The sequence below is a fragment of the Limnohabitans sp. TEGF004 genome (genome assembly GCF_027924965.1).
Taxonomy (GTDB): Bacteria; Pseudomonadota; Gammaproteobacteria; order Burkholderiales; family Burkholderiaceae_C; genus Limnohabitans.
Genome location: NZ_AP027056.1, coordinates 2,331,055 through 2,355,769 on the forward strand (window position 1 = coordinate 2,331,055; position 24,715 = coordinate 2,355,769).

At 56.6% G+C, this 24,715-nt stretch carries 20 protein-coding genes and 1 riboswitch; of the genes, 6 read left to right on the forward strand and 14 right to left on the reverse strand.

Annotated elements, in window-relative coordinates; genetic code table 11:
* Positions 1-573, reverse strand: a complete 573-nt coding sequence (gene ruvA / locus LINBF2_RS11475; RefSeq protein WP_281889011.1) for a Holliday junction branch migration protein RuvA — start codon at positions 571-573, stop codon at positions 1-3.
* 27 nt (positions 574-600) lie between these two features.
* Here ruvA and LINBF2_RS11480 point away from each other — a divergent pair, with 27 nt between their 5' ends.
* Both LINBF2_RS11480 and ybeY read left to right on the forward strand, forming a co-directional pair.
* Positions 601-1,560, forward strand: a complete 960-nt coding sequence (locus tag LINBF2_RS11480) for a PhoH family protein (protein WP_281889012.1) — start codon at positions 601-603, stop codon at positions 1,558-1,560.
* A 4-nt stretch (positions 1,561-1,564) separates the two neighbouring features.
* Positions 1,565-2,017, forward strand: coding sequence for an rRNA maturation RNase YbeY (gene ybeY / locus LINBF2_RS11485; RefSeq protein WP_281889014.1), 453 nt, complete (start codon positions 1,565-1,567; stop codon positions 2,015-2,017).
* A 14-nt stretch (positions 2,018-2,031) separates the two neighbouring features.
* Here the strand turns inward: ybeY and dbpA are convergent, their stop codons facing one another.
* From dbpA to tyrS, 4 genes are read right to left on the reverse strand one after another with little or no spacing between them, the layout of a single operon-like run.
* Complete coding sequence (gene dbpA, locus LINBF2_RS11490; RefSeq protein ID WP_281889016.1) at positions 2,032-3,444, reverse strand: ATP-dependent RNA helicase DbpA; 1,413 nt, start codon at positions 3,442-3,444, stop codon at positions 2,032-2,034.
* The gene (gene dtd / locus LINBF2_RS11495) at positions 3,441-3,887 is read right to left on the reverse strand and encodes a D-aminoacyl-tRNA deacylase (protein WP_281889019.1); all 447 of its coding nucleotides are present in this window, start codon (positions 3,885-3,887) and stop codon (positions 3,441-3,443) included. The genes dbpA and dtd overlap by 4 nt, the downstream gene beginning before the upstream one ends.
* Positions 3,884-4,831: a cation diffusion facilitator family transporter gene (locus tag LINBF2_RS11500; protein WP_281889020.1), complete on the reverse strand. Its 948-nt coding sequence runs from the start codon at positions 4,829-4,831 to the stop codon at positions 3,884-3,886. The genes dtd and LINBF2_RS11500 overlap by 4 nt, the downstream gene beginning before the upstream one ends.
* Positions 4,832-4,854: 23 nt before the next feature.
* Positions 4,855-6,099, reverse strand: coding sequence for a tyrosine--tRNA ligase (gene tyrS / locus LINBF2_RS11505; protein ID WP_281889022.1), 1,245 nt, complete (start codon positions 6,097-6,099; stop codon positions 4,855-4,857).
* A gap of 121 nt (positions 6,100-6,220) precedes the next feature.
* Here tyrS and LINBF2_RS11510 point away from each other — a divergent pair, with 121 nt between their 5' ends.
* Both LINBF2_RS11510 and LINBF2_RS11515 read left to right on the forward strand, forming a co-directional pair.
* Positions 6,221-7,555, forward strand: a complete 1,335-nt coding sequence (locus LINBF2_RS11510) for a M23 family metallopeptidase (protein ID WP_281889024.1) — start codon at positions 6,221-6,223, stop codon at positions 7,553-7,555.
* Positions 7,556-8,683 carry an anhydro-N-acetylmuramic acid kinase gene (locus LINBF2_RS11515; protein WP_281889026.1) on the forward strand — a complete coding sequence of 376 codons (1,128 nt, stop codon included), beginning with the start codon at positions 7,556-7,558 and terminating at the stop codon, positions 8,681-8,683. It begins immediately after the preceding gene.
* Between the two features lie 18 nt (positions 8,684-8,701).
* On the opposite strand, the gene erpA is transcribed toward LINBF2_RS11515, so the two are convergent.
* The 3 genes from erpA to rplM form a co-directional block, all read right to left on the reverse strand.
* Entirely contained in the window at positions 8,702-9,067 is a 366-nt protein-coding gene (erpA, locus tag LINBF2_RS11520) for an iron-sulfur cluster insertion protein ErpA (RefSeq protein WP_104797054.1), read from the reverse strand.
* Positions 9,068-9,245: 178 nt separating this feature from the next.
* Positions 9,246-9,638, reverse strand: a complete 393-nt coding sequence (gene rpsI / locus LINBF2_RS11525; protein ID WP_104797055.1) for a 30S ribosomal protein S9 — start codon at positions 9,636-9,638, stop codon at positions 9,246-9,248.
* Between the two features lie 9 nt (positions 9,639-9,647).
* Entirely contained in the window at positions 9,648-10,076 is a 429-nt protein-coding gene (gene rplM / locus LINBF2_RS11530; protein WP_100131731.1) for a 50S ribosomal protein L13, read from the reverse strand.
* Between the two features lie 210 nt (positions 10,077-10,286).
* Here rplM and rlmJ point away from each other — a divergent pair, with 210 nt between their 5' ends.
* Positions 10,287-11,165, forward strand: a complete 879-nt coding sequence (rlmJ, locus tag LINBF2_RS11535) for a 23S rRNA (adenine(2030)-N(6))-methyltransferase RlmJ (protein ID WP_104797056.1) — start codon at positions 10,287-10,289, stop codon at positions 11,163-11,165.
* Positions 11,166-11,234: 69 nt separating this feature from the next.
* Here rlmJ and metF read toward each other — a convergent pair whose 3' ends face one another.
* Genes metF through ahcY form a run of 3 tightly spaced genes read right to left on the reverse strand, consistent with a single transcriptional unit; the run spans position 11,235 to position 14,303 of the window.
* Positions 11,235-12,074, reverse strand: coding sequence for a methylenetetrahydrofolate reductase [NAD(P)H] (metF, locus tag LINBF2_RS11540; RefSeq protein ID WP_281889032.1), 840 nt, complete (start codon positions 12,072-12,074; stop codon positions 11,235-11,237).
* Positions 12,075-12,096: 22 nt separating this feature from the next.
* Positions 12,097-12,852: a TlyA family RNA methyltransferase gene (locus tag LINBF2_RS11545; protein WP_281889034.1), complete on the reverse strand. Its 756-nt coding sequence runs from the start codon at positions 12,850-12,852 to the stop codon at positions 12,097-12,099.
* Between the two features lie 17 nt (positions 12,853-12,869).
* Complete coding sequence (ahcY, locus tag LINBF2_RS11550; RefSeq protein ID WP_281889036.1) at positions 12,870-14,303, reverse strand: adenosylhomocysteinase; 1,434 nt, start codon at positions 14,301-14,303, stop codon at positions 12,870-12,872.
* A gap of 98 nt (positions 14,304-14,401) precedes the next feature.
* Positions 14,402-14,485, reverse strand: a riboswitch (S-adenosyl-L-homocysteine riboswitch).
* 107 nt (positions 14,486-14,592) lie between these two features.
* Between ahcY and LINBF2_RS11555 the strand changes: the two genes are divergently transcribed.
* Entirely contained in the window at positions 14,593-16,224 is a 1,632-nt protein-coding gene (locus tag LINBF2_RS11555; protein ID WP_281889037.1) for a peptide chain release factor 3, read from the forward strand.
* A gap of 254 nt (positions 16,225-16,478) precedes the next feature.
* On the opposite strand, the gene LINBF2_RS11560 is transcribed toward LINBF2_RS11555, so the two are convergent.
* From LINBF2_RS11560 to LINBF2_RS11570, 3 genes are all read right to left on the reverse strand, one after another.
* Complete coding sequence (locus LINBF2_RS11560) at positions 16,479-22,289, reverse strand: excinuclease ABC subunit UvrA (protein WP_281889040.1); 5,811 nt, start codon at positions 22,287-22,289, stop codon at positions 16,479-16,481.
* Between the two features lie 178 nt (positions 22,290-22,467).
* Positions 22,468-22,650: a hypothetical protein gene (locus LINBF2_RS11565; RefSeq protein ID WP_281889042.1), complete on the reverse strand. Its 183-nt coding sequence runs from the start codon at positions 22,648-22,650 to the stop codon at positions 22,468-22,470.
* An 86-nt stretch (positions 22,651-22,736) separates the two neighbouring features.
* Positions 22,737-24,395 carry an MFS transporter gene (locus tag LINBF2_RS11570; protein ID WP_281889044.1) on the reverse strand — a complete coding sequence of 553 codons (1,659 nt, stop codon included), beginning with the start codon at positions 24,393-24,395 and terminating at the stop codon, positions 22,737-22,739.
* Between the last annotated feature and the right edge of the window lie 320 nt (positions 24,396-24,715).

Here is a 24,715-nt window from a genome sequence, read left to right on the forward strand (position 1 = left end):
TTATTTGGCCAAAGATTTCAGCGCCAGCTTGATGCCGTCACTCACGCCCACATCGGCGGGCAATGCCTTGAGTGCGGCAGCGGCTTCTTTGTCGTTGTAGCCCAGCGCCAGCAAGGCTTGCAAGATGTCGCTTTGGTGGTCGGGCGTGGAAAACAAATGGGGGCCAAGGTCTGCGCCGAGCTTGCCTTTGAGTTCGAGCAACAAACGCTCTGCCGTTTTCTTGCCAATGCCCGGCACCTTGGTGAGACGACCTGCATCTTGGTCAGACACAGCACGCGCCAACTCGTCTGCACTCAAGCCACTCAAAATGCCAAGGGCCATGCGCGGACCCACGCCTGAGATTTTGATGAGCAAGCGAAACGTGGCGCGTTCAGACACCGTGCCAAAGCCAAACAAAATTTGTGCATCTTCGCGCACCACGAAGTGTGTGAGCAAGGACACTTTTTCGCCATTGGCGGGCAGGTTGTAAAACGTGCTCATGGGCACATCGACTTCGTAGCCCACGCCATTGCAGTCCACCAAAACTTGCGGTGGATTTTTCTCGCTGAGGATGCCTGTTAACTTGCCTATCATTGGGGTACCTTTTGAGAGATTATCGACTTGATTCTTCGCCACACCTTCACCCCGCATAACAACACCCGTCTGTCGCATTTGTGCGGCCCCACCGACGAACACTTGCGCACCATCGAACTCGCGCTAGACGTGAAGATCGCCCACCGTCACGAGCAGTTCAAAGTGGACGGCCACAAAGCCAAAGCCACCCGCGCCATGGAAGTGCTGCAAGCCTTGTACGAGCGCGCGGCCAAAGCGATCCCCCCCGAACAAGTGCAACTCATGCTGGCGGGTGACAGCGCGATGGAAGAGGAAGACATTCCCACACTTCAAACCCGCCGCACGGACTTGCGTCCACGCACGCCCACACAAGCCGCCTACCTTGACAACATTGCAGCGCACGACATCAGCTTTGGCATTGGCCCTGCGGGCACTGGCAAAACCTATCTGGCCGTGGCCTGTGCTGTGGATGCGCTAGAGCGCAGCGCGGTGCAACGCATTGTGTTGACGCGTCCCGCTGTCGAGGCAGGCGAAAAACTCGGGTTCTTGCCCGGTGACTTGGGCCAAAAAGTCGATCCGTATTTGCGCCCCCTGTACGACGCCTTGTATGACCTGATGGGTTACGACCGCGTGCAAAAAGCGTTTGAACGCAATGCCATTGAAATTGCGCCCCTCGCCTTCATGCGTGGCCGCACGCTCAACAACGCCTTTGTCATCTTGGACGAAGCGCAAAACACCACGCCCGAACAAATGAAGATGTTCCTCACCCGCATTGGCTTTGGCGCCAAAGCGGTGGTCACGGGTGACGTGAGCCAGATTGACTTGCCCAAGGGCCAGCTCAGTGGTTTGATTGATGCCGAGCGCGTGTTGAAACGCGTCAAAGGTATCTCGGTCACCCGATTCACCAGCGCCGATGTGGTGCGCCACCCACTCGTGGCCCGCATCGTTGACGCTTATGACGCACAACGCACAGCCACCACCGGCGCCCCTTCACGGAAACAATCTTAAAAATATGGCACTGCCCACCTTAGACCTGACCCTGCAATTTGGCGACGTGCCCTACGCCGCGCGCCACCGCGCTGCATTACCTCGCGCGTTTGTGAACCGCTGTATTCGCAGCGCCTTGGCCCATGACGCCGAAATGACGGTGCGCATCGTCGACGCTGAAGAAGGCCAAGCACTCAACAGCAGCTACCGCAAGAAAAACTACGCCACCAATGTGCTGACGTTTGATTACGCCCAAGCCCCAATGGTGATGGCCGACCTCGTGCTGTGTGCACCCGTGGTGGCAACTGAGGCCAAAGAGCAAGGCAAGTCACTGCAAGAGCACTACGCACATTTGCTGATTCATGGCGCGTTGCATGCCCAAGGCTATGACCACGAAACCTCTGAAAAAGATGCCATCGAGATGGAAACGTTAGAGATGTTCATCATGGCAAGCCTCGGCCTGCCCTGCCCTTACTGATACAGAGCTCAAGATTAACGACCCAAGGCGTCTTCCAACAAACGCACTTTTACCGTCTTGCCTTTGACGCGCCCCGCACTCAAACGCTTGACGGCTTCACGCGCAATGCTCCGCTCCACCGCCACGTAGGTGGAAAACTCGTTCACATTGATCTTGCCCACCTGCTCTTTGGTGAAGCCTGCATCACCCGTGAGTGCGCCCAACACATCACCGGCACGAATCTTCTCTTTGCGGCCGCCCACAATTTGCAGCGTTGCCATCGGCGGCTGCAAGATGCCGCCGGCGGCAGGCGTAAGGCTGTTAAGTGGCGCCCAGGTGGACTCGCGGTTTTGCAACTGTTCAATCTTGCCCACATTGCCCATCTCGTCCATGCTGGCAAGTGACAAGGCCAAGCCTTCGGCATCGCCGCGACCTGTGCGGCCAATGCGGTGAATGTGCACCTCGGGATCGGGCGTCACGTCCACGTTGATGACGGCTTCTAAATTGGCCACATCCAAGCCACGCGCCGCCACATCGGTAGCCACCAACACCGAGCAACTGCGGTTGGCAAACTGCACCAGCACTTGGTCGCGTTCGCGTTGCTCTAGCTCACCAAACAAGGCCAGGGCGCTGAAGCCTTGGGCTTGCAGCACGGTCACCAAATCGCGGCATTGCTGTTTGGTGTTGCAAAACGCCAGCGTGGATTCAGGGCGGAAGTGATTGAGCAGTTGCGACACCGCATGCAAGCGTTCGTTGTTGCTCACCTCGAAAAAAATCTGTTTGATTTTTTGCGCATCGTGTTGTGCCTGCACCTTCACGGTTTGCGGTTCGCGCATGAACTGGGAGGCGAGCTTGGCAATGCCTTCTGGATAAGTAGCCGAGAACAACAAAGTTTGGCGGTCTTTGGGGCACTGACGCGCCACCTTGGCGATGTCATCAAAGAAACCCATGTCCAACATGCGGTCGGCTTCGTCGAGCACCAACATCTTCAAGCCTTGCAAGCTGAGAGAGCCGCGCTCCAAATGGTCCATGATGCGGCCGGGCGTGCCCACCACCACATGCGCACCATGCTCTAGGCTCACGGTTTGGCCGCGTAACGCAACACCACCACACAGCGTGACCACTTTGATATTGCCCACCGCGCGGGCCAAGCGGCGAATTTCTTGCGTGACTTGGTCGGCTAATTCGCGCGTGGGGCAAAGAATCATGGCTTGCGCGTCAAACTGCGCAGGATCGAGTTTTTCAACCAAGGGAATGCCAAAGGCGGCTGTCTTTCCGCTGCCTGTGCTGGCTTGGGCAATCAAGTCGCGGCCCGCCAAGGTGAGGGGCAAGCTCGCGGCTTGAATGGGAGTCATCTGGGTGTAGCCCAGCTGCGTCAAGTTATCTAGTGAAGAGGCCGCGAGGCTCAGGGAAGCAAAGGTCGTAGCGGTATTTTTTGTATCGGTCATGCACCGATTATCGTGATTGGGATGGTCACGGGGCCGTCGTTGACCAAATGAACTTTCATATCCGCGCCAAAGATGCCTGTTTGCACGTTGGGGTGTTGCACTTTGGCTTGCGCCACAAATGCGTCATACAAGCGACGACCCTCGTCTGCGGGCGCTGCGCTGGTGAAGCTGGGGCGCGTGCCGCTGCTGGTGTCGGCCGCCAAGGTGAACTGGCTGACCACCAACAAACCGCCATTCACATCCACCACGCTGCGGTTCATCTTGCCTGCATCGTCGTAGAACACGCGCAGCTTCAGAATTTTGTCGAGCATCTTTTGGCCGACGGCTTCGGTGTCACCTTTCTCGGCACACAGCAACATCATCAAGCCTTGGGTAATTTCACCCACTGTTTGGCCATCCACCAACACACGCGCCTCACTCACGCGTTGCAACACTACTTTCATGCGCCGTCTTTCGGATCGTCGAAATGCGCTTCCACATCACTGGGGAGAAGCTGAATAGTGGCGCGCAGACCGGGCACCGCTTTCATCAATGCTTGCTCTACATTGCCGCGCAAGTTGGCCGCTAAGCCGAGCGACCAATCCGCAGGCATGTGCATGTGCATATCCACAAAGCGACGCTGCCCCGCTTTACGCGTGATCACATGGTCAAACCGCACCACGTGCACATGCTGAGCCCACGACTCTTCGTGACCGAGAGAGAAGTCTTCCAGCACTTTTTGTATCTGTGCTTGCACCTCGGGCTCAACCGCTTCGTCCATCAAGCCTTGCGATGCGCCCCAAATCAAATGCCAACCTTCTTTGAGAATGTTGATGGCCACACCTATCGCCACCACGGCATCGAGCCACAACCAACCGCTGTAGCTCACCAATGCAATGCCCGATACCACGCCCACCGACGTCCACACATCGGTCACCAAGTGACGTGCATCCGCTTCTAGCGCGATAGAACGATGTGTTTTAGCGGCACGAAACATGACCCAAGCCAACAAGCCATTCAGCACCGAGCTGGCGACCGACAAGGCCAAACCAAGGCCCACTTGCTCCAAAGGCTGCGGGTCAAATATGCGATGGCTGGCCGCCCAAATGATGCCCAGCGCAGCCACCACAATGAGAATTCCTTCAAAGCCAGACGAAAAATATTCGGCTTTGTGGTGGCCATACGGATGATCCTCATCCGCAGGCATAGCGGCGACGGTCACCATCATCAAACCAAATATCGCGCTGGCTAAGTTGACCAGCGACTCCATCGCATCGGATAACAAACCCACCGAATCGGTGAGGTGCCATGCCAAGGTTTTGAGTGCGATGGTGATGCATGCCACCACAACCGAAGCCCAAAGCAGACCTTTGGGCGAGAGCCATTTTTCAAGGGTGTGGGTGTTCATGCACGCAGTCTAGTGGCGCTCTGTTATGCCAAGGTGACACGCGCAAATTTGCGCTTGCCCACTTGCACCACAAACGTACCCGCATCCAACTTCAAACCTTTGTCGCTGACCACACTGGAGTCCACGCGCACGCCACCGCCGTCAATCAAACGGTTGGCTTCGCTGCTGGAAGGCGCCAAGCCTGCGGCTTTGAGCAAGGCGCCAATGCCCATGGGTGCGCCGCTGAGCGATACCTCTGGAATTTCATCGGGCACGCCGCCTTTGCTGCGGTTGATAAAGTCTTGCTCTGCGGCTTCGGCTGCAGCTGCACCGTGGAAACGTGCGGTGATTTCTTTGGCCAAAGCCACCTTGGCGTCTTTGGGATTGCGACCGCCTTCGATTTCTTTTTTCAAGGCTTCAATATCCGCCATCGACTTGAACGACAGCAAGGTGTACCAACGCCACATGAGCACGTCAGAGATGGACAGCACCTTGGCAAACATGGTGTTGGGTTCTTCGCTGATGCCGATGTAGTTGTTCTTGGACTTGGACATTTTGTCAACGCCGTCCAAGCCTTCAAGCAGCGGCATGGTCAAGATGCACTGCGCTTCTTGGCCGTATTCAGCTTGCAAATGGCGGCCCATGAGCAGGTTGAATTTTTGGTCTGTGCCACCCAATTCCAAATCAGACTTCAAAGCCACCGAGTCGTAGCCCTGCATGAGCGGGTACAAAAACTCGTGCACGCTGATGGGCGTGTTGGCGTGGAAGCGGTCATGAAAGTCGTTGCGCTCCATCATGCGCGCCACGGTGTACTTCGATGCCAACTGAATCATGCCCATGGAGCCCAGCGGAATGCACCACTCGCTGTTGTAACGAATTTCGGTTTTGGCGGGGTCGAGCACCAATGAGGCTTGCTTGTAATACGTCTCGGCGTTAACCTTGATTTGCTCAGGCGTGAGCGGTGGGCGTGTGCTGTTACGTCCTGATGGGTCACCAATCAAACTGGTGAAGTCGCCAATCAAAAATATGACCTGATGCCCCAAGTCTTGCAACTGACGCATTTTGTTGAGCACCACGGTGTGGCCGATGTGGATGTCGGGCGCGGTGGGGTCTAGGCCCAATTTGATGCGCAAGGGCTGACCCGTGGCTTCTGAGCGCGCGAGCTTTTTTACCCAGGCGTCTTCTGGAATCAGTTCTTCGCAGCCGCGTTTGGTGACAGCCAAGGCTTCGAGGACACGGTCAGTCACTGGGTGAACAACGGGGTGAGTTTGTAAAGATGCTTGATTCATAAGGATTTTTTACCATCCAAGGTATACTTGACGGTTTGGTGTTTGAGCCTGATTTTAGAGGCCCAAACCTTGAGGCTTTGGGCTGACGTCCCCGCCTTCTACCTACTGCTGGAGAAATACCTTGCAGACATCGTTTTCTTTGTGGGTCACGCGCCTACAAAACAGCCTTCACACACAACACCGCCGCGTTTTGGCGGGCGTGGCCATCGCACTCTCCGTCCTCGGTGGCGGTGCATTTGCAGTCGCCAACTTGGATGACGGCGCCTCCAAACTTCCCTTGCGCCAAGTGGTGGAAAGCGTCAATACCTTGTCGCTGCCCAGCTTGTGGGCTGATCCATTACTGCAACTGTTCCGCTCGGACGTCACCCGCTCGAGCGACTCAGCCGACAGCCTGCTTTCGCGCTTGGGCCTGAGCGATCCAGAAGCCGCTGCTTACCTACGTGATGCACGCACCCCGCGCCAAAAGTTCATCGGTCGTGCAGGCCGTCTTGTCAGCGTGACGGGTGACACCGAACACAAACTCACACGCCTGACCGCTCGCTGGGCCAACGACGATGGCGAGAGCTTCACCCGCTGGGTGATGGAGCGCACCCCCAACGGTTTCACAGAGCACGAAGAGACAGCACGCTTGAACGTGAGCACCCGCATGAGCAACGGCACGATTCAAAGCTCGTTGTTCGCGGCTACGGATGATGCCAACATCCCCGACAGCGTGGCCAGCCAGTTGGCTGACATCTTTGCGGGCGACATCGACTTTCACCGCGCCCTGCGCAAGGGTGACCGATTTGCTGTGGTGTATGAGTCGCTCGAAGCCGATGGCGAAGTGCTTCGCACAGGCCGCGTGATCTCGGCCGAGTTTGTGAACAACGGCAAAACACATCAAGCGTTTTGGTTCAAAGAAGCCGGCTCCAAAGAAGGCGGCTACTACAACGCTGACGGCATCAGTCTGCGCCGCGCCTACTTGGCATCACCCCTCGCCTTCTCGCGCATGACCAGTGGCTTCAAAATGCGCTTTCACCCTATTCTGCAAACTTGGCGCGCCCACTTGGGCGTGGACTATGCAGCGCCCACCGGCACGCCGGTGCGCAGCGTGGGTCAAGGCATTGTGGACGTAGCTGGCTCACAGGGGGGCTTTGGCAATGTGGTGATGGTCAAACACGCCAGCGGCCAAACCACCGTTTACGCGCACTTGAGTCGCATCAACGTCAAACGTGGCCAGTCTGTCATGCAAGGCCAAACACTCGGCTTGGTCGGTTCAACCGGCTGGGCCACGGGTCCACATTTGCACTTTGAGTTTCGTGTGAACGGTCAGCACAAAGACCCGCTCACCATGGCTCGCCAAAGCGTGGCGGTGGAAGTGTCTGCCGCAGCACGCGAGCAGTTCAAGCGCCACGCAGCCATCGCCAAAGTTGACCTCGCCGCTGCAGCCACCAGCCAAGTGAGCAGCGCCGAATAAATGTCGACGGCAGGAACATCACAGAAGCTTTTCATTGGCTTGATGTCGGGCACCTCGCTCGATGGTGTAGACGGAGTGTTGGCAGATTTCAGTGGCGCTCAGCCACGCGTCTTGGCACACCACGCCATGCCTTTTGCGCCAACACTCAAACAAGAACTGCTCGCGCTCAACACCCCGTCTGACAACGAACTACACCGCGCCGCCTTAGCGGCCAACGGTCTGGTGCGCGTGTACGCGCAAACCGTGCAAGCCTTGCTGGCAGTCACACACACAAGCGCCAGCGATGTATGCGCTATCGGCGCCCACGGCCAAACTGTGCGGCACAAGCCAGGCGCGTTTGATGGCACGGGCTACACGCTGCAACTCATCAATCCAGCTTTGCTGGCCGAGCTCACCGGCATTGATGTGGTGGCCGATTTCCGCAGTCGCGATGTGGCTGCAGGTGGCCAAGGGGCGCCGCTGGTGCCCGTGTTTCACCAAGGCATCTTTTGCCAACCTGACCACACCGTGGGCGTGCTCAACATTGGCGGCATTGCCAACCTCAGCGTGCTGCACGCGAATGGCGATGTGCTGGGTTTTGACTGCGGCCCTGGTAACGCGCTGCTCGACCACTGGTGCCAAGCGCACACCGGCTATGCCTTTGACAACAACGGCGCATGGGGCGCTAGCGGCAACGTGATTGAACCTTTGTTGCAAGCCATGCTGGCCGAGCCTTTTTTGCACCAAGCACCCCCCAAAAGCACGGGGCGCGATTTGTTCCACCCCACTTGGTTAGCGCAGCAGTTGAGCGGCTTTGCTAACGCCAACGCTGCCGATGTGCAAGCCACCCTCACCGAGTTCACCGCACGCACTTGCGTGAATGATGTGCTGCGCCATGCAGCAGATGCATCTGAGCTCATCGTGTGTGGTGGTGGCGCGTTGAATGGGTTGCTGATGCAACGCTTGCAGGCGGGCTTACCCAAGGTGCGCGTGTTGTCATCCGCTGAACGCGGCATGCCGCCTTTGCAAGTCGAAGCAGCCGCCTTTGCCTGGCTGGCTCGCCAAACCGTACTGGGCCTGCCGGGCAACCTACCAAAAGTAACGGGCGCTCAAGGCGCCCGCATACTGGGTGGAATTTTTAAAGCCTGAGCTTTAAGCGTCGGTCGATCAAGCTGAGAACGACGAACCGCAGCCGCAAGTGGATGTCGCGTTCGGGTTCTTGATGACGAACTGAGCGCCCTGCAAGTCTTCTTTGTAGTCAATCTCTGCGCCCACCAAGTATTGGTAGCTCATCGCATCAACCAGCAAAGACACGCCGTTTTTGTTGATGGTGGTGTCATCTTCGTTCACGATTTCATCGAACGTGAAACCGTATTGAAAACCTGAACAGCCGCCGCCTTGCACGAACACGCGCAACTTCAATTCAGGGTTGCCTTCTTCCGCAATCAGGTCGGCCACTTTGGCCGCCGCGCTGTCGGTGAAGACGAATGGGGATGGCATTTCTGTTTGGACGTTTTCGGCAACTGCGCTCATGTAAGGACTCCTGAATCAATGCCTAAAAGTATATCGCTTTACTCGGGTATAGCACTGCACAAGGCCCGAGAAACGCTATTGCCGATGTGGGCATTGCCCCATCTACACGGACTTGATAGCGCCAATAAAAAAGCCGCAAGGGAGAACCCATGCGGCTTTTGGCAAAACAGAAAGCGGATTAACGCTTGCTGAACTGCTTGCGGCGACGAGCAGAGTGCAAGCCAACCTTTTTACGTTCGACTTCACGAGCATCGCGAGTCACGTAACCGGCTTGTGACAGGACGGGCTTCAAAGCTGCGTCGTAGTCGATCAAAGCGCGGGTAATACCGTGACGCACTGCACCAGCTTGGCCAGACTCACCACCGCCGTGCACGTTGACTTGAATGTCAAACGCTTCGCCGTTGTTGGTCAGCATCAAGGGTTGCTTCGAAATCATGATCGAGGTTTGACGGCCGAAATATGCGGCGATGTCTTTACCGTTGATCGTGATTTTGCCGGAGCCTTTTTTCAGAAACACGCGAGCGACGCTTGATTTGCGACGGCCGGTGCCGTTGTTCCATTCACCAATCATTTCAGCTCCTTAGATGTCCAGCACTTTAGGCTGTTGTGCGGTGTGTGGGTGCTCAGCACCGCCATACACCTTGAGCTTTTTGATCATGGCGTAGCCGAGTGGGCCTTTAGGCAACATGCCTTTGACGGCCTTCTCGAATGCGCGGCCAGGGTGCTTGGCTTGCATGTCACGGAAGTTTGTAGCTGTGATACCGCCTGGATAACCAGAGTGACGGTAGTACACCTTATCCAAAGACTTGGTACCAGTGACCTTGAGTTTGGATGCGTTGATGATGACGATGAAGTCACCTGTATCGACGTGGGGTGTGTAAATGGCTTTGTGTTTGCCGCGTAAACGGAGAGCAACTTCGCTGGCTACTCGTCCGAGCACCTTATCGGTGGCGTCAATCACAAACCACTCATGCACCACGTCAGCGGGTTTTGCGCTGAATGTAGACATAGTTAAATCCTAAAAGGAGAGTTGGTTTGTAGGGTCCTTTTCCACGGTCGGCGTTCTTCTGTTGAGAACCTCTTAGGTGGGAAGTGCTTCTTTCGAAGCCTCTGCCGCGGGACCACTCAAACGCTGCAGAGCCAAAGATTATAAGCAAAATCAAGTGCTTAGCGCAAATCTGGCCAAAACAAGGCGGTTTGGCGGGTTACCATCCGGCCCATGTTCAGTTATCGCCACGCTTTTCACGCCGGAAACCACGCCGACGTCCTCAAACACCTCACTTTGATTGCCACTTTGAAGCATTTGATGCAAAAAGACGCAGGCATTCAGTTTGTGGACACGCACGCAGGCGCTGGCCTGTACCGCCTAGACGGCGACTATGCCGAGAAAAGCGGCGAAGCCGCCGAAGGCGTGCTGAAGCTGCTCAACCTCAAAGGCCCCGCCGCCTTGACCGACTATCTTGAAATGGTGGCCGGCTTCAACGCCAAAGGCAGCAGCAAGATTTACCCTGGCTCGCCGTTCATCATTCACAAGCTGTTGCGCCACGAAGCGCGTGACCGCCTGAAGCTGTTTGAATTGCACCCCACCGACCACAAATCGCTGGTGGGCAACGTGCAGCAGCTAGAAGCAGGTCGCACCGTCAGCGTCATGCGTGCAGATGGTTTTGAGTCGCTCAAGGCCTTGTTGCCACCGCCTGTTTCAAGCGCTGGCTCACGCCGCACCTGCGTGCTGATTGACCCTAGCTACGAAATCAAAAACGACTACTACCGCGTGCTCGATTGCATTCAAGACAGCTTGAAGCGTTTTGCAACCGGCACCTACATCGTGTGGTACCCCATCGTGCCGCGCCCTGAAGCGCACGACTTGCCGCGCAAGCTCAAAGGCCTGTGCAGCCAAGTCAAAAAGCCATGGCTACACGCCACCTTGGCGATTGGCCGCCAAACCGGCGGCAACGACACGGGCTTGAGTGCCAGCGGCATGTTCATCGTCAACCCACCTTTCGCGCTCAAGCCTTTGTTGAACGAAGCATTGCCTGTCATCGAAGAAACCTTGGCACGCGGCCCAGGTCGTGGCTGGGCTGTGGAGTCGGGTGGCTAAGCGGCCAACCTCGCGAACATGAAAAAGGCCTCGCGATGCGAGGCCTTGTCGTTTGGGGCTTGGGGCTTGTTAAGCGCTCAAACCCAAATTTTTGCAAATGGCCAAAGTCGTTGCACTTTGGTTCATGCTGTAGAAATGCAGCCCAGGCGCACCGCCTGCACGCAACTGGTCACACAAATCTGTGACGACTTCCAAGCCAAAAGCTTTGATAGACGCAATGTCGTCGCCGTAACCTTGCAAGCGCAAACGGATCCAACGTGGGATTTCTGCGCCACACGCATCAGAGAAGCGCAGCAGTTGAGACGAGCTGCTGATGGGCATGATGCCCGGCACGATAGGAATGTGCACGCCCAACTTGTCGGCATCTTCCACAAAACGGAAATACGCATCGCTGTTGTAAAAGTATTGGGTAATCGCTGAATCAGCACCCGCCTTCACCTTGGTGGCAAAAGCTTGCAAATCTGCCTCGGCCGATTTGGCTTGTGGGTGAATCTCTGGGTAGGCGGCCACTTCAATGCCGAAGTCGTCACCCGTTTCTGCGCGGATGAAGGCCACCAAATCGCTGGCGTAATGAAACTCACCACCGACACCATAGCCGCTGGGCAAGTCACCACGCAAGGCAACCAAGCGCTTCACGCCCATGGCTTTGAACTCGGCCAGTTGTTGGCGCACGCTGTCGCGCGTGGCACCGATGCACGAAAAGTGCGATGCAGCAGCCATACCTTCGCTCAAAATTTCTTTCAAGGTAGAAATCGTGCCGGCTTGCGTAGAACCACCTGCACCATACGTGACCGAACAAAACTGCGGCTTGAGGGGGTACAGCGCCTGACGCACCGCGCGCAACTTCTCTGCACCTTCAGGTGTCTTAGGAGGAAAAAACTCAATGCTCAAGCTGTTATTCGCGTTCATATCCGTCTCACTTGTTGGCGCATCACGCACGACGCGCACCAATCCAAAATTCTTTATTGCCATCGCCACCGGCAATGGCGCTGGGCCAATAGCCCAACACATCTAAATTCAAAGCAGCACAGGCCTCGCGCAATCGCGCCTCGACCTGCACATAGCTGGCTTCGTCTTTGACCAAGCCGCCTTTGCCAATGTCGCTGGGCTGCAATTCAAATTGCGGCTTGACCAACATCAGCAGCGCGCCGCCTTTTTTCAACAAGGGCAGCAACGCGGGTAATACAAGGGTGAGCGAAATAAAAGACAAATCACCCACCACCAAATCAAAACCAAGTGCGCCGTCTGGCACACGCGCATCGTTGATCTCTAGCTCGCGTGCGTTGATGCGTTCTACACACACCACACGCGCATCGTCGCGCAAGCGCGGGTGCAACTGGCCATACCCCACATCCAAGCCCACCACTTGTGCAGCACCTTGCTGCAACAAGCAATCAGTGAAGCCCCCCGTGCTTTGCCCCACATCAAGGCATCGCAAACCTTGGGCAGACAGGCCGCTGCTGAGCAGCGCACCTTCCAACTTCAAACCGCCGCGAGACACATAGCGCGCCTCTGCCGTGTCCAGCAAACGTAGCTCGCTGGGCAGCGGCAACTCGTCACCGTTCTTGGTCACGCGTTGCCACGGCTTGGTGCCTAACCGCCACTCCACGCCCGCAGCAATCAGCCGCTGCGCTTGAGAGCGCGAAGCGGCTAAACCACGTTCGAGGAGTAGCTGGTCGGCTCGCATCAATGAAATGCGAGTGCTTAGTAGCGGTAAGTGTCGGCTTTGTAAGGGCCGTTCTTAGACACGCCGATGTAAGCCGCTTGCTCGTCGCTCAACTCGGTCAGCATGGCGCCGACTTTCTTGAGGTGCAAACGCGCCACTTTTTCGTCGAGGTGCTTAGGCAGCACGTAGACCTTGCCCACTTCGTATTCGTCTTGCTTGGTGAACAACTCGATCTGAGCGATCGTTTGGTTCGCAAAGCTTGAGCTCATCACAAAGCTGGGGTGGCCGGTGGCGCAGCCCAGGTTCACCAAGCGGCCTTTGGCCAGCAGGGTGATCTTTTTGCCATCAGGGAACTTGATGTGGTCGACCTGCGGCTTGATCTCGTCCCACTCCAGCTTTTCCAGCGACGCGACGTCGATTTCGTTGTCAAAGTGACCGATGTTGCAAACGATGGCTTCGTCTTTCATGGCGGCCATGTGCTCGTAGCGGATCACGTTTTTGTTCCCGGTGGCCGACACGAAAATGTCGCACTTGTCAGCAGCGTATTCCATGGTGACCACTTTGTAGCCTTCCATAGCAGCTTGCAGGGCGTTGATCGGGTCGATCTCGGTCACCCAAACTTGGGCGCTCAGGGCACGCAGGGCTTGGGCAGAACCTTTGCCCACGTCGCCGTAACCGGCCACGCAAGCCACTTTGCCAGCGATCATCACGTCGGTGGCGCGCTTGATGGAGTCCACCAAGGATTCGCGGCAGCCGTACAGGTTGTCGAACTTGCTCTTGGTCACCGAATCGTTCACGTTGATGGCGCGGAACATCAAGCTGCCTTTTGCGGCCATTTCGTTCAGGCGCAACACGCCGGTGGTGGTCTCTTCGGTCACGCCGATGATGTGCGCACCTTTGCGGCTGTACCAAGTGGGGTCCACGGCCAATTTAGCTTTGATGGCGTTGAACAAACATGTTTCTTCTTCGCTGGTGGGGTTGGCAATCAACGAAGCGTCGGTTTCAGCGCGCTTGCCCAAGTGCATCAACAACGTGGCATCGCCGCCGTCGTCCAAGATCATGTTGGGGCCTTCGCCTTGCGAGCCAGCGGCGCCAAATTCAAAAATGCGGTGGGTGTAATCCCAGTACTCAGCCAAGGTTTCGCCTTTGGTGGCGAACACAGGAATGCCAGCTTCGGCAATCGCAGCAGCAGCGTGGTCTTGGGTTGAGAAGATGTTGCAAGAAGCCCAACGCACGTCAGCGCCCAAAGACTTCAAGGTTTCGATCAACACAGCCGTTTGAATGGTCATGTGCAAAGAACCGGTCACGCGAGCACCTTTCAAAGGTTGCGCTTTGGCGAACTCTTCGCGGATGGCCATCAAACCGGGCATTTCGGTTTCGGCGATTTTGATTTCTTTGCGGCCCCAAGCGGCCAAAGACATGTCGGCCACGATGTAATCGGCGGCGGCGTTGGTTTTAAGAACAGCGTTCATTTGTGAGACTCCAATAGTTGGCAAAGCCACTAGCAACGCGCGGTTGGCGTCATCTGGGAGTCCGAAAGAATCTTCGAGGAGCTCACCTCACGTCGACTAGTGGGTGAGCGCGGTTGGCAGTCCGAGCCTCACCTGTGAAATAGCCCCTTGCGGGCCGACAGGCTGCAGCGCTCCTCGGATAGGCAAGATTTTAAACGAACTTCTAAAACCCCTGCTTCGCCACGGCCCCAGCGCTATGATCCCCGCCTTGATTTGCCGTTTTTAGGCACTCCCTTTTTATAGTGACCCCATGAGCTCTTTCCTGAACGAAGTGCGCCGTCGCCGCACCTTTGCCATCATTTCTCACCCCGACGCGGGTAAAACCACGCTGACCGAAAAGCTGTTGCTGTTCTCGGGCGCGATTCAAATCGCGGGCGCCGTCAAAGGCCGCAAAGCCAGCCGCCACGCCACGTCCGATTGGATGGAGATTGAAAAGCAGCGCGGCATTTCGGTCGCCTCGTCGGTGATGCAGATGCTCTATCGCGAGCACGTCATCAACTTGCTCGACACCCCCGGCCACAAAGACTTCTCGGAAGACACCTACCGCGTGCTGACTGCCGTGGACTCGGCATTGATGGTGATTGACGCGGCCAACGGTGTGGAAGCGCAAACCCGCCGCTTGATTGAGGTGTGCCGTCAACGCGACACGCCCATCATCACCTTCGTGAACAAGATGGACCGCGAAGTGCGCGACCCACTCGACATCCTCGACGAAGTGGAGCGCGAACTCGGCATGCCCTGCGTGCCCATGACATGGCCTGTGGGCCAAGGCAAGTTGTTCGGCGGCATCATCAACTTGCGCACGCAAGCCATGACCGTGTTTGATTCAGGCTCTGAGCGCTTGCCGCAAGACTTTGAAACACACCCACTCACCGAGCAAGCCAAGCTGGCTGAGCGTTTTGGATTGGAATGGGCCGCCGCCATGGAAAGCATGGAACTGGCCACCGGCGCATCGCCCAAGTTCGACAAAGAAGCCTTCTTGGCGGGCAAACAAACCCCCGTGTTCTTTGGCTCGGGCGTGAACAACTTTGGTGTGATGGAAGTGCTCGACGCTTTGGTCGACCTCGCGCCCTCCCCCCGCCCTCGTTTGAGCCACCTTGTCGTCAACAAGCAAGCCATTGAAAAAACCATTCAACCGGAAGACGAAGGCTTCGCAGGCGTGGTGTTCAAGGTGCAAGCCAACATGGACGCCAACCACCGCGACCGCATTGCCTTTGTGCGCGTGGCCTCAGGCAAGTTCACCCCCGGCATGAAGCTCAAAGTGCAACGCACCGCCAAAGAACTGCGCCCCACCAGCGTGGTGACCTTCATGTCGCAACGCCGCGAAGCGGTGGAAGAAGCGTATGCCGGCGACATCATCGGCTTCACCACCCACGGTGGTGTGCAACTGGGTGACACCATCACGGACGGACCCGCTTTGCAATTCACAGGCTTGCCTTTCTTCGCACCTGAGTTGTTCATGACGGTGATTTTGAAAAATCCATTACGCACCAAGCAACTGCAACAGGGCTTGGACCAGTTGGGCGAAGAGGGTGCGATTCAGGTATTTAAACCCGAAGCAGGTGGCGCAATGTTGCTGGGCGCTGTGGGCCAGTTGCAGTTTGAAGTGGTGCAGCACCGCTTGAAGGCTGAATACGACTGCGATGTGAAGCTAGAGAGCTGCCAGTACACCGGCGCGCGTTGGATTACTGCGGACACTCCGGCTGAGCTGCGTGAGTTCAACTATGCGTATCCACAGCGCATGGCTTTGGATGCGGCCAACACTTTGGCGTATTTGTGTACGTCACCCTATGACGTGCGGTTGGCGCAGGAACGCTTTCCTAAGATTCATTTCCATCCTTTGCGTGAGCACGCTGGACTTGCGCTTTCTACTGCGGGGTAAAGAGAGGCCCAGTGGCATTGCCCTAGGCTCCTCTTCGCTGCGCTCAGAATGTCGCTACGGGCAACACCACTGAGCCTCTCTTCGCGTTGCACGCATCAGATTCGGGAGCGAAGTGATCCGCACACAAACAAGTGCTGCGGGATAAGCCGTAGCGACATTCTGAGCGAAGCGAAGAGGAGCCTAGGCTTATCCCGCAGCACGCAGCCACGCCAACGAAACAAGGCGAACCCAACACGTAGCGCAACAAAAAATCGTTACGTACGAGCCAACACCGGCTTCAAAGCAACCCCCGTGTGCGTCCCCAACGCCACCACCGCCTCTGGCGTATCTGCCGCCACGATCAAGCCGCCGCCATCACCGCCCTCAGGCCCAAGGTCAATGATCCAGTCGGCTTCGGCAATCACGTCGAGGTCGTGCTCAATCACCACCACACTGTGACCGCCATCCACCAAACGGTGCAGCACACGAATGAGCTTATCCACGTCGGCCATGTGCAGGCCCACCGTGGGCTCGTCCAACACATACAGCGTGTGCGGCGCTTTGTTGCCTCGGCGTGTCACGTCGTCACGCACTTTGCTCAGCTCCGTCACCAGCTTGATGCGCTGCGCTTCACCGCCGCTGAGCGTAGGTGACGGCTGACCTAGCGTGAGGTAACCCAAGCCCACATCTTTGAGCAGTTGCAAAGGGTGCGCGATATTGGGCATGGTGGCGAAGAATTCCACCGCCTCGTCCACTTCCATTTGCAACACATCGCCAATGCTTTTGCCGCGCCAACTCACGGCCAAGGTCTCGGGGTTGAAGCGAGCGCCACGACAGGTTTCGCACGGCACTTTTACATCGGGTAAAAAGCTCATCTCAATCGTGCGCAGGCCTTGGCCTTCGCAGGTATGGCAGCGCCCTTCACCGGTGTTAAAGCTAAAGCGCCCAGCGCCGTAACCGCGTGCTTTGGCCTCGAGTGTTTCGGCAAACAGCTTGCGAATCGTGTCCCAAAAACCAATGTAGGTCGCTGGGCATGAACGCGGCGTTTTGCCAATCGGCGTTTGATCCACTTCCAACACGCGGTCGATGGTTTGGTAGCCGTCGAGCCCTGTGCATCCCAACCAAGCAGGATGCTTACCTTCTTCATCCAACTTGCGCCCCGCCTGTGTAGAACGCTGCGCCACGGCTGCTGCCACGTTGTGCAATAACACGTCGCGTGCAATCGTGGACTTCCCCGAACCCGACACACCAGTCACAGCCACCAAACGCTTGAGCGGAATTTCCACGCTCACATCGTTCAAGTTATGCAGCGATGCTCCCTCAAGCGACAGCCAATTCAACTCGGCGCCAGCCACTGCACGACGCGCCTGCAACGGATGCCGCATCGCATGCAACAAGTAACGCCCCGTTTGCGACTCCGCTTGATCGGTGATGTTCTTCACAGAACCCTCACCCATCAATCGCCCGCCCCGCTTACCCGCGCTAGGCCCAATGTCAATGATGTGGTCCGCACGGCGAATGGTGTCTTCGTCGTGCTCCACCACCACCAGCGTGTTGCCTTTGTCGCTGAGCAAATGCAGTGCGTTCAACAAAATTTGGTTGTCACGCGCGTGCAAGCCAATCGTGGGCTCATCCAACACATAGCAAACGCCTTGCAAGTTGCTGCCCAGCTGCGCAGCCAAACGAATGCGTTGTGCCTCGCCGCCGCTGAGCGTGGGTGCGCCACGGTCTAGCGTGAGGTAGTTCAAACCGACTTGCTCTAAGAATTCCAATCGGCTCTTGATTTCTGGCAACAGGTCGCGGGCAATGTCGCCATCACGCCCCGTCATGGCTAGCTTCTCGACCCACTTGCGAATCTCGGTCACGCTCAAACGTGCAATGTCGGTGATGCCTACGCCTGCAAACTTCACGGCGCGAGCCGTGGCGTTGAGGCGTGTGCCTTCGCATGTCGGACACGCTACATCGACCAAATCGTCGACATCGGGCTCAGCAAAGGTTTGCTCGCGGCCTTTGTCTTTGTCGTCGCGTACCGAGTCGTCCAACACTTTGCGTTGGTCTTTGTTGAGCTTCACGCCTGTGCCCACGCAGTCGGGGCACCAACCGTGTTTGCTGTTGTAAGAGAACAAGCGCGGGTCCAACTCGGCATACGAGGTGTCGCACACGGGGCAGGCGCGCTTGGTGGAGTAAACATCCAAACGGCCAATGCTGTTGGTGTCTGTGCCCGCCTCCATAGCTTCGCGCAAGCCGTCGAGCTGGCTCAGCACATGCACCACGCCTTTGCCGTGCTCAAGTGCGATGGTCAGTGCCAGGCGCAACGCTGTTTCGTTTTGCGCAGACACCTCAAGACTGGCCACTGGCAACTCGATGGTGTGCTCTTTGAACCGGTCCAAACGTGGAAAGCCGTTAGTTGGCAAGAAATGGCCATCCACACGCAAGTGCGTGTAGCCGCGCGGACGCGCCCAATCGGCCAGTTCGGTGTAAACGCCTTTGCGGTTCATCACCAAGGGGCTCATCAAACCAATGTGTTGGCCTTTGAACTCACGCATCAGCTGCGCCGCAATGCGCTCGGCCGTTTGCGGCTGCACCGCCGCACCATCGTGCGTGCAATGCTGTGTGCCGAGCTTCACGTACAACAACCGCAAGAAGTGCCACACCTCGGTGGTCGTGCCCACGGTGGACTTGCGGCCACCGCGGCTCAAGCGCTGCTCAATCGCCACCGTAGGCGGAATGCCGTACACCGCATCCACTTCAGGGCGACCTGCGGGCTGCACGATGCTGCGTGCGTAGGCGTTGAGGCTTTCTAAATAGCGCCGCTGGCCTTCGTTAAACAAGATATCAAACGCGAGCGTGGACTTGCCCGAGCCAGAAACGCCCGTAATGACGTTGAACTTGCCGCGTGGAATATTCACGCTCAGGTTTTTGAGGTTGTGTTCTTTGGCGTTGATGATTTGAATCGCGCCATCGGCAATTGAAACACCACGCGCAGCCTTTGCAAACCTTGCCGTGTCTTCAGCGGCTAGCAGACCAGCAGAGGCCTTCTCGCCATCAATTTCGTACACCACGCCCATCGACGCTGCGTAATCGCGCAAGGCCTTGCCTGTGTGCGATGTGGGATGCAAACGTACCACTTCGGGCGTGCCTTCGGCCACCAACAAGCCACCGGCGTCACCGCCTTCGGGGCCGAGGTCAATGAGCCAATCGCTGGCACGGATGACGTCGAGGTTGTGTTCAATGACGATGAGCGAGTTACCGTCTTCCAACAAGCGGCGCATGGCGCGCATGAGTTTGGCGATGTCGTCAAAGTGCAGGCCGGTAGTAGGTTCGTCGAACAAGAACAGCACGCCTTTTTTAGCGAGCGATTGGCGGCTCGATGTTTTGGCTTTGGCGGCCTCGGCCAAGAAGCCGGCTAGCTTCAATCGTTGCGCTTCTCCGCCGCTGAGTGTGGGCACTGGCTGCCCCAGCTTCACGTAGTCCAATCCCACATCGACGATCGGTTGCAACGTACGCACGACCTCACGATCTCCCGCAAAAATCTCCAGCGCTTCACCGACTGTGAGCTCCAACACATCTGCCACGTTGAGGGTGATTCGTGTCGTGACTGCGGGGGCAACGTCTTGCTCCTCTTCGCTTCGCTCAGAATGTCGCTGCGCCGTCACCCCCGCAGCCACGCCACGAATTTCGCGCTCAATGCGGACTTCTAGGATTTCGGGTCTGTAGCGTTGACCATTGCAGTCTTGGCATCTTAGGTAGACATCGCTTAAGAACTGCATTTCTACGTGCTCGAAACCTGAGCCACCGCAGGTGGGGCAACGGCCATCGCCGCTGTTGAAACTGAACTTGGAGGCTGTGTAGCCGCGCTGTTTAGATAAGGGTGCTACAGCGAAGATTTCGCGCACTGCGTCCCATGCACCCACGTAGCTGGCAGGGTTGGAACGCGCGGTTTTACCGATGGGCGACTGGTCCACAAACACCACATCGCTCAAGTAGTCTGCACCTAGCAAACGGTCGTGTGCGCCAGGTGTTTCTGTGGCACGGCCATAGTGACGCAACAAGGCGGGCGTGAGCACGTCTTGAATAAGCGTGGACTTGCCCGAGCCGCTGACGCCGGTGATACACACCAAGCGTTGCAGCGGAAATTCGATGCTGAGGTTTTGCAGGTTGTGCTCGCGTGCACCTTCAAGAATCAAACGCGGTGTGTTGTCAGTGACCAAACGCTTGAGACCAAGGCCAATGGTTTTGCGTGCGCCCAAGTACGCGCCCGTGAGTGTGTCGGCTGATTTCAGGGCTTCGGTTGTGCCGTCAAACACAATCTGCCCGCCCTTCACGCCGGGGCCTGGACCCATGTCGATGATGCGATCAGCACACATCATCACCGCAGGGTCGTGCTCCACCACTACCAGCGTGTTGCCCGCATTGCGCAGGCGCAGCATGGCTTCGTTGATGCGGTTCATGTCGCGTGGGTGCAGGCCGATGCTGGGCTCGTCCAGCACAAACAAGGTGTTGACCAACGAGGTGCCTAACGCCGTGGTGAGGTTGATGCGTTGCACCTCGCCGCCACTGAGCGTGCGGCTTTGGCGGTCAAGCGTGAGGTAGCCAATGCCCACATCACTAAGGTATTTCAAGCGCGTGCGAATTTCGTCCATCAGCAAGTGCAAGGCTTGCGCGTCTGCGCCTGCCACATCCACCTGAGTGGCATTGAAAAATTGGTGCAACTTGTCGATGGGCAAGAGCATCAAGTCATGCAGACACAAACCGGGCATGGCTTCGAGTTGCGCGCGTGTCCATTGCACGCCTTGCGGCATGAAGCGTTTGGCGGGGGGCAGCACGGCGTCGGCATGCTCTTTGGTACCGATGCGCCATAGCAAGCTGTCGGTTTTCAAACGTGCGCCCGCGCAAGTTCCACACGGCGTGTAACTGCGGTACTTAGATAACAGCACGCGGATGTGCATCTTGTACGACTTGCTCTCCAAGTATTCAAAGAAGCGTTTGACGCCATACCACTGGTGGTTCCACTTGCCTTTCCACAAAGGCGAGCCGTGAATCACCCAGTCTTTGTGTTCTTGGCTCAGCTTGTACCAAGGCGTATCACGCGGAATGCCCTCGGCTTCGGCGTGGCGCATGAGGTCTTCTTGCGTCTCCACCCATGCTGGGGTTTGGATGGTTTTGATCGCGCCTGCGCGCAAGGTGAGCTTGTCATTGGGTATCACCAGCCCGTAGTCCACGCCAATGACGCGGCCAAAACCTCGGCAGGTTTCGCAGGCACCCACGGCAGAGTTGAACGAAAACATTGAGGGGATGGGGTCGCTGTAGCGCAGATCGCTGTCAGGGCAATGCAAGCCCGTGGAGAAGCGCCAAAGTTCAGGTGTGGCTTCTGCGTCCAAGGACCAATACACATTCAATCGGCCACCGCCGCGTTTGATGGCCAGCTCAATCGCTTCCACCACACGGGCTTGTTCGGTGTTACCCAGCTTGAAGCGGTCGGCCACCACATCTAGCAATTTGCGTGGGCCAGTGGGAGTGGCCACTTCGCGCTCAGCGTGAATACGGGTAAAGCCGCTCGCACTGAGCCACTGCTCCACCTCGGCCGCTGTGGTGTTGGCGGGCAACTCCACTGGGAAGGTCATGATGAGGCGCGGGTCTTGCGGTTGTGCTGCGCAGCGGCGTTGCAGCTCGGCATAAATGGTTTGCGGCGTGTCGTGCTGCACGGGCTGTGCGGTTTGGCGGTCAAACAAACTACCGGCACGTGCGATGAGCAACTTCAAGTGGTCGTTCAGCTCGGTCATCGTGCCCACGGTGGAGCGCGAGCTGCGCACGGGGTTGGTCTGATCAATCGCAATCGCGGGGGGCACGCCTTCCACCTTATCGACGGCGGGGCGGTCCATGCGGTCTAAAAACTGACGCGCGTAAGCGCTGAAGGTTTCCACATAGCGACGCTGGCCTTCGGCGTACAAGGTGTCAAACACCAAACTTGACTTGCCCGAACCACTGGGGCCGGTAACCACCGTGAGCTCGCCGGTGCGAATGTCGAGGTCTAAGTTTTTGAGGTTGTGTTGGCGTGCGCCACGAATGCGGATGGTGCCTGTCATGGCGGGACCTTTTGAAGTGTGGCCAATATTCTAGGGATTCACACGGGTCCTGCTCTGCATCGGGGCATTGCCAGTCTTAAGCATTCAATCCATCAATCTTTGAGTGCCCCACAGGTCAACACCAAGCAAAACGCCACGGACCAGCCGTGGCGTTTTGACTGAGCAAAGTAACGAAAAATTACTTGGCAGCAGAAGCGTCGGCAGACGCGCCAGAGGCCGCGACAGATGCAGCTTCAGCAGGCGCATGGATCGCCTCCTCGCCGTGCTTCTCTCCGCCCATGTCCAAGCTGTCGCCACCTTTGAAAATGACGAACATGGCCAGTGCCGCGAAGATGACGAAACCCACAAAAATTTTCAACATATCAAATCTCCGAAATCAGTAAAAAGCCCTCCACTAGGGAGGGCTTGAATGTAGCACCTAGGTCTCCCTAGGTTGCTTACATTGGCTTAGTCGTCAGCGTAGATGTCGACGTCTTTGGTTTCTTTCACAAAGATCATGCCGATGACGAAGGTCATACCAGCGATGATGATTGGGTACCACAAGCCGTTGTACATATTGCCGGTCTGCGCCACGATCGCGAAAGCGGTGGTGGGCAGCAAGCCGCCGAACCAGCCGTTACCGATGTGATAAGGCAGAGACATAGAGGTGTAACGGATACGTGTTGGGAACATTTCCACCAACATCGCAGCGATAGGACCGTAAACCATGGTCACCAAAATCACCAAGTAAGTGAGGATGATGGTGATCTTGACTTTGTCCACTTTGGCTGGATCAGCTTTGGCTGGGTAGCCGGCAGCTTTCAAAGCCTCAGCAACTGCTTTGCGGAACTCAGCAGACTTAGCCTTGGCTTCGTCAGCTGGCAAGCCTTTAGAGCTGTAGCTAGGGATTTCGACTTCGCCAATCTTGATGGTGGCTGGCGTACCGGCAGCACCTGCGGCGTTTTCGTAGCTCACAGAGCTAGCAGCCAACACTTGCTTCGCGATGTCGCAAGAGCTGGTGAACTTCACAGTACCTGTGGGGTTGAACTGGAATGAACACTCAGCAGCATCAGCGGTCACAACCACTTTGTTCTTTTGTTGTGCAGCGTACAAGTCTGGGTTAGCAGCCTTGGTCAGTGCTTCGAACACGGGGAAGTAAGTCAACACAGCCAACAAGCAACCCAACATGATGATGGGCTTGCGGCCAATCTTGTCAGACAACGAGCCGAAGATGATGAAGAAAGGCGTACCGATCAACAACGACACAGCCACCAAGATGTTGGCCGTTGCGCCGTCCACTTTCAACGCTTGTGTCAAGAAGAACAAGGCGTAGAACTGACCCGAGTACCACACCACCGCTTGACCTGCAGTCAAACCGATGAGGGCCAAGATCACGATCTTCAGGTTTTTCCATTGGCCGAAAGATTCGGTCAGTGGCGCCTTAGATGTTTTGCCTTCTGCCTTCATTTTCACGAAAGCAGGTGACTCGTTCATCGACAAACGGATGTAGACCGACACGGCCAACAAAGCGATAGACACGATGAACGGCACACGCCAGCCCCACTCAGCAAATGCTTCTTCGCCGATGGCAGTACGTGTACCCAAGATCACCATCAACGACAGGAACAAGCCCAAGGTCGCAGTGGTTTGAATCCAAGAGGTGTAAGCACCGCGCTTGTCGTGAGGTGCGTGCTCAGCAACGTATGTAGCAGCGCCGCCGTACTCGCCGCCCAAAGCCAGACCTTGCAGCAAACGCAAGCAGATCAGGATCACAGGAGCAGCCACACCAATGCTGGCGTAGTTAGGCAAGATACCCACGATGAACGTGGACAAGCCCATGATCAGAATGGTCACCAAGAAGGTGTACTTGCGGCCGATCATGTCGCCCAACCGGCCGAAGAAAATCGCGCCGAAAGGACGCACGATGAAGCCGGCAGCAAAAGCCAACAAAGCGAAGATGAACGCAGAACCTTCATCCAAGCCGCTGAAGAATTGCTTCGCAATAATTGCAGCGAGTGAACCGTAAAGGTAGAAGTCGTACCACTCGAAAACGGTACCTAATGAAGAAGCGAAGATCACCTTCTTTTCTTCAGCTGACATCGGGCGATTGACGTCTAGTGTTGCCATATTTTTTGTCTCCTTAGACTTTTGATTGCAGCCCCTGAGGCGCGGCTGTGGCGGCAACTATCTGCGGGCAAACTGACCAATTTCTGACGCATCAACACTGACACACACTGATCAAAAAACGCAGAAATTGCCGAATCAAGTAAAAACCCTCTGCGGTTTTTTCTACATGCGAAATACGAATCCAAAACATGCCCTAAAAGCGAAAATTGCTCGCCAAATAGCGTAAGGGTTTACACCGACAAAAATTATTTATCTTTAGGTGTTCTCCTCTGTCGCCACCCATTTATCCATACGACACGTAAGGGCTTGGTCAGTCCATT

Coding starts and splice junctions, on each gene's coding strand:
- ruvA (WP_281889011.1), bottom strand. CDS start 573: ATGATAGGCAAGTTAACAGGCATCCTCAGCGAGAAAAATCCACCGCAA.
- ybeY (WP_281889014.1), top strand. CDS start 1,565: ATGGCACTGCCCACCTTAGACCTGACCCTGCAATTTGGCGACGTGCCC.
- dbpA (WP_281889016.1), bottom strand. CDS start 3,444: ATGACCGATACAAAAAATACCGCTACGACCTTTGCTTCCCTGAGCCTC.
- dtd (WP_281889019.1), bottom strand. CDS start 3,887: ATGAAAGTAGTGTTGCAACGCGTGAGTGAGGCGCGTGTGTTGGTGGAT.
- LINBF2_RS11500 (WP_281889020.1), bottom strand. CDS start 4,831: ATGAACACCCACACCCTTGAAAAATGGCTCTCGCCCAAAGGTCTGCTT.
- tyrS (WP_281889022.1), bottom strand. CDS start 6,099: ATGAATCAAGCATCTTTACAAACTCACCCCGTTGTTCACCCAGTGACT.
- LINBF2_RS11515 (WP_281889026.1), top strand. CDS start 7,556: ATGTCGACGGCAGGAACATCACAGAAGCTTTTCATTGGCTTGATGTCG.
- erpA (WP_104797054.1), bottom strand. CDS start 9,067: ATGAGCGCAGTTGCCGAAAACGTCCAAACAGAAATGCCATCCCCATTC.
- rpsI (WP_104797055.1), bottom strand. CDS start 9,638: ATGATTGGTGAATGGAACAACGGCACCGGCCGTCGCAAATCAAGCGTC.
- rplM (WP_100131731.1), bottom strand. CDS start 10,076: ATGTCTACATTCAGCGCAAAACCCGCTGACGTGGTGCATGAGTGGTTT.
- rlmJ (WP_104797056.1), top strand. CDS start 10,287: ATGTTCAGTTATCGCCACGCTTTTCACGCCGGAAACCACGCCGACGTC.
- metF (WP_281889032.1), bottom strand. CDS start 12,074: ATGAACGCGAATAACAGCTTGAGCATTGAGTTTTTTCCTCCTAAGACA.
- LINBF2_RS11545 (WP_281889034.1), bottom strand. CDS start 12,852: ATGCGAGCCGACCAGCTACTCCTCGAACGTGGTTTAGCCGCTTCGCGC.
- ahcY (WP_281889036.1), bottom strand. CDS start 14,303: ATGAACGCTGTTCTTAAAACCAACGCCGCCGCCGATTACATCGTGGCC.
- LINBF2_RS11555 (WP_281889037.1), top strand. CDS start 14,593: ATGAGCTCTTTCCTGAACGAAGTGCGCCGTCGCCGCACCTTTGCCATC.
- LINBF2_RS11560 (WP_281889040.1), bottom strand. CDS start 22,289: ATGACAGGCACCATCCGCATTCGTGGCGCACGCCAACACAACCTCAAA.
- LINBF2_RS11565 (WP_281889042.1), bottom strand. CDS start 22,650: ATGTTGAAAATTTTTGTGGGTTTCGTCATCTTCGCGGCACTGGCCATG.
- LINBF2_RS11570 (WP_281889044.1), bottom strand. CDS start 24,395: ATGGCAACACTAGACGTCAATCGCCCGATGTCAGCTGAAGAAAAGAAG.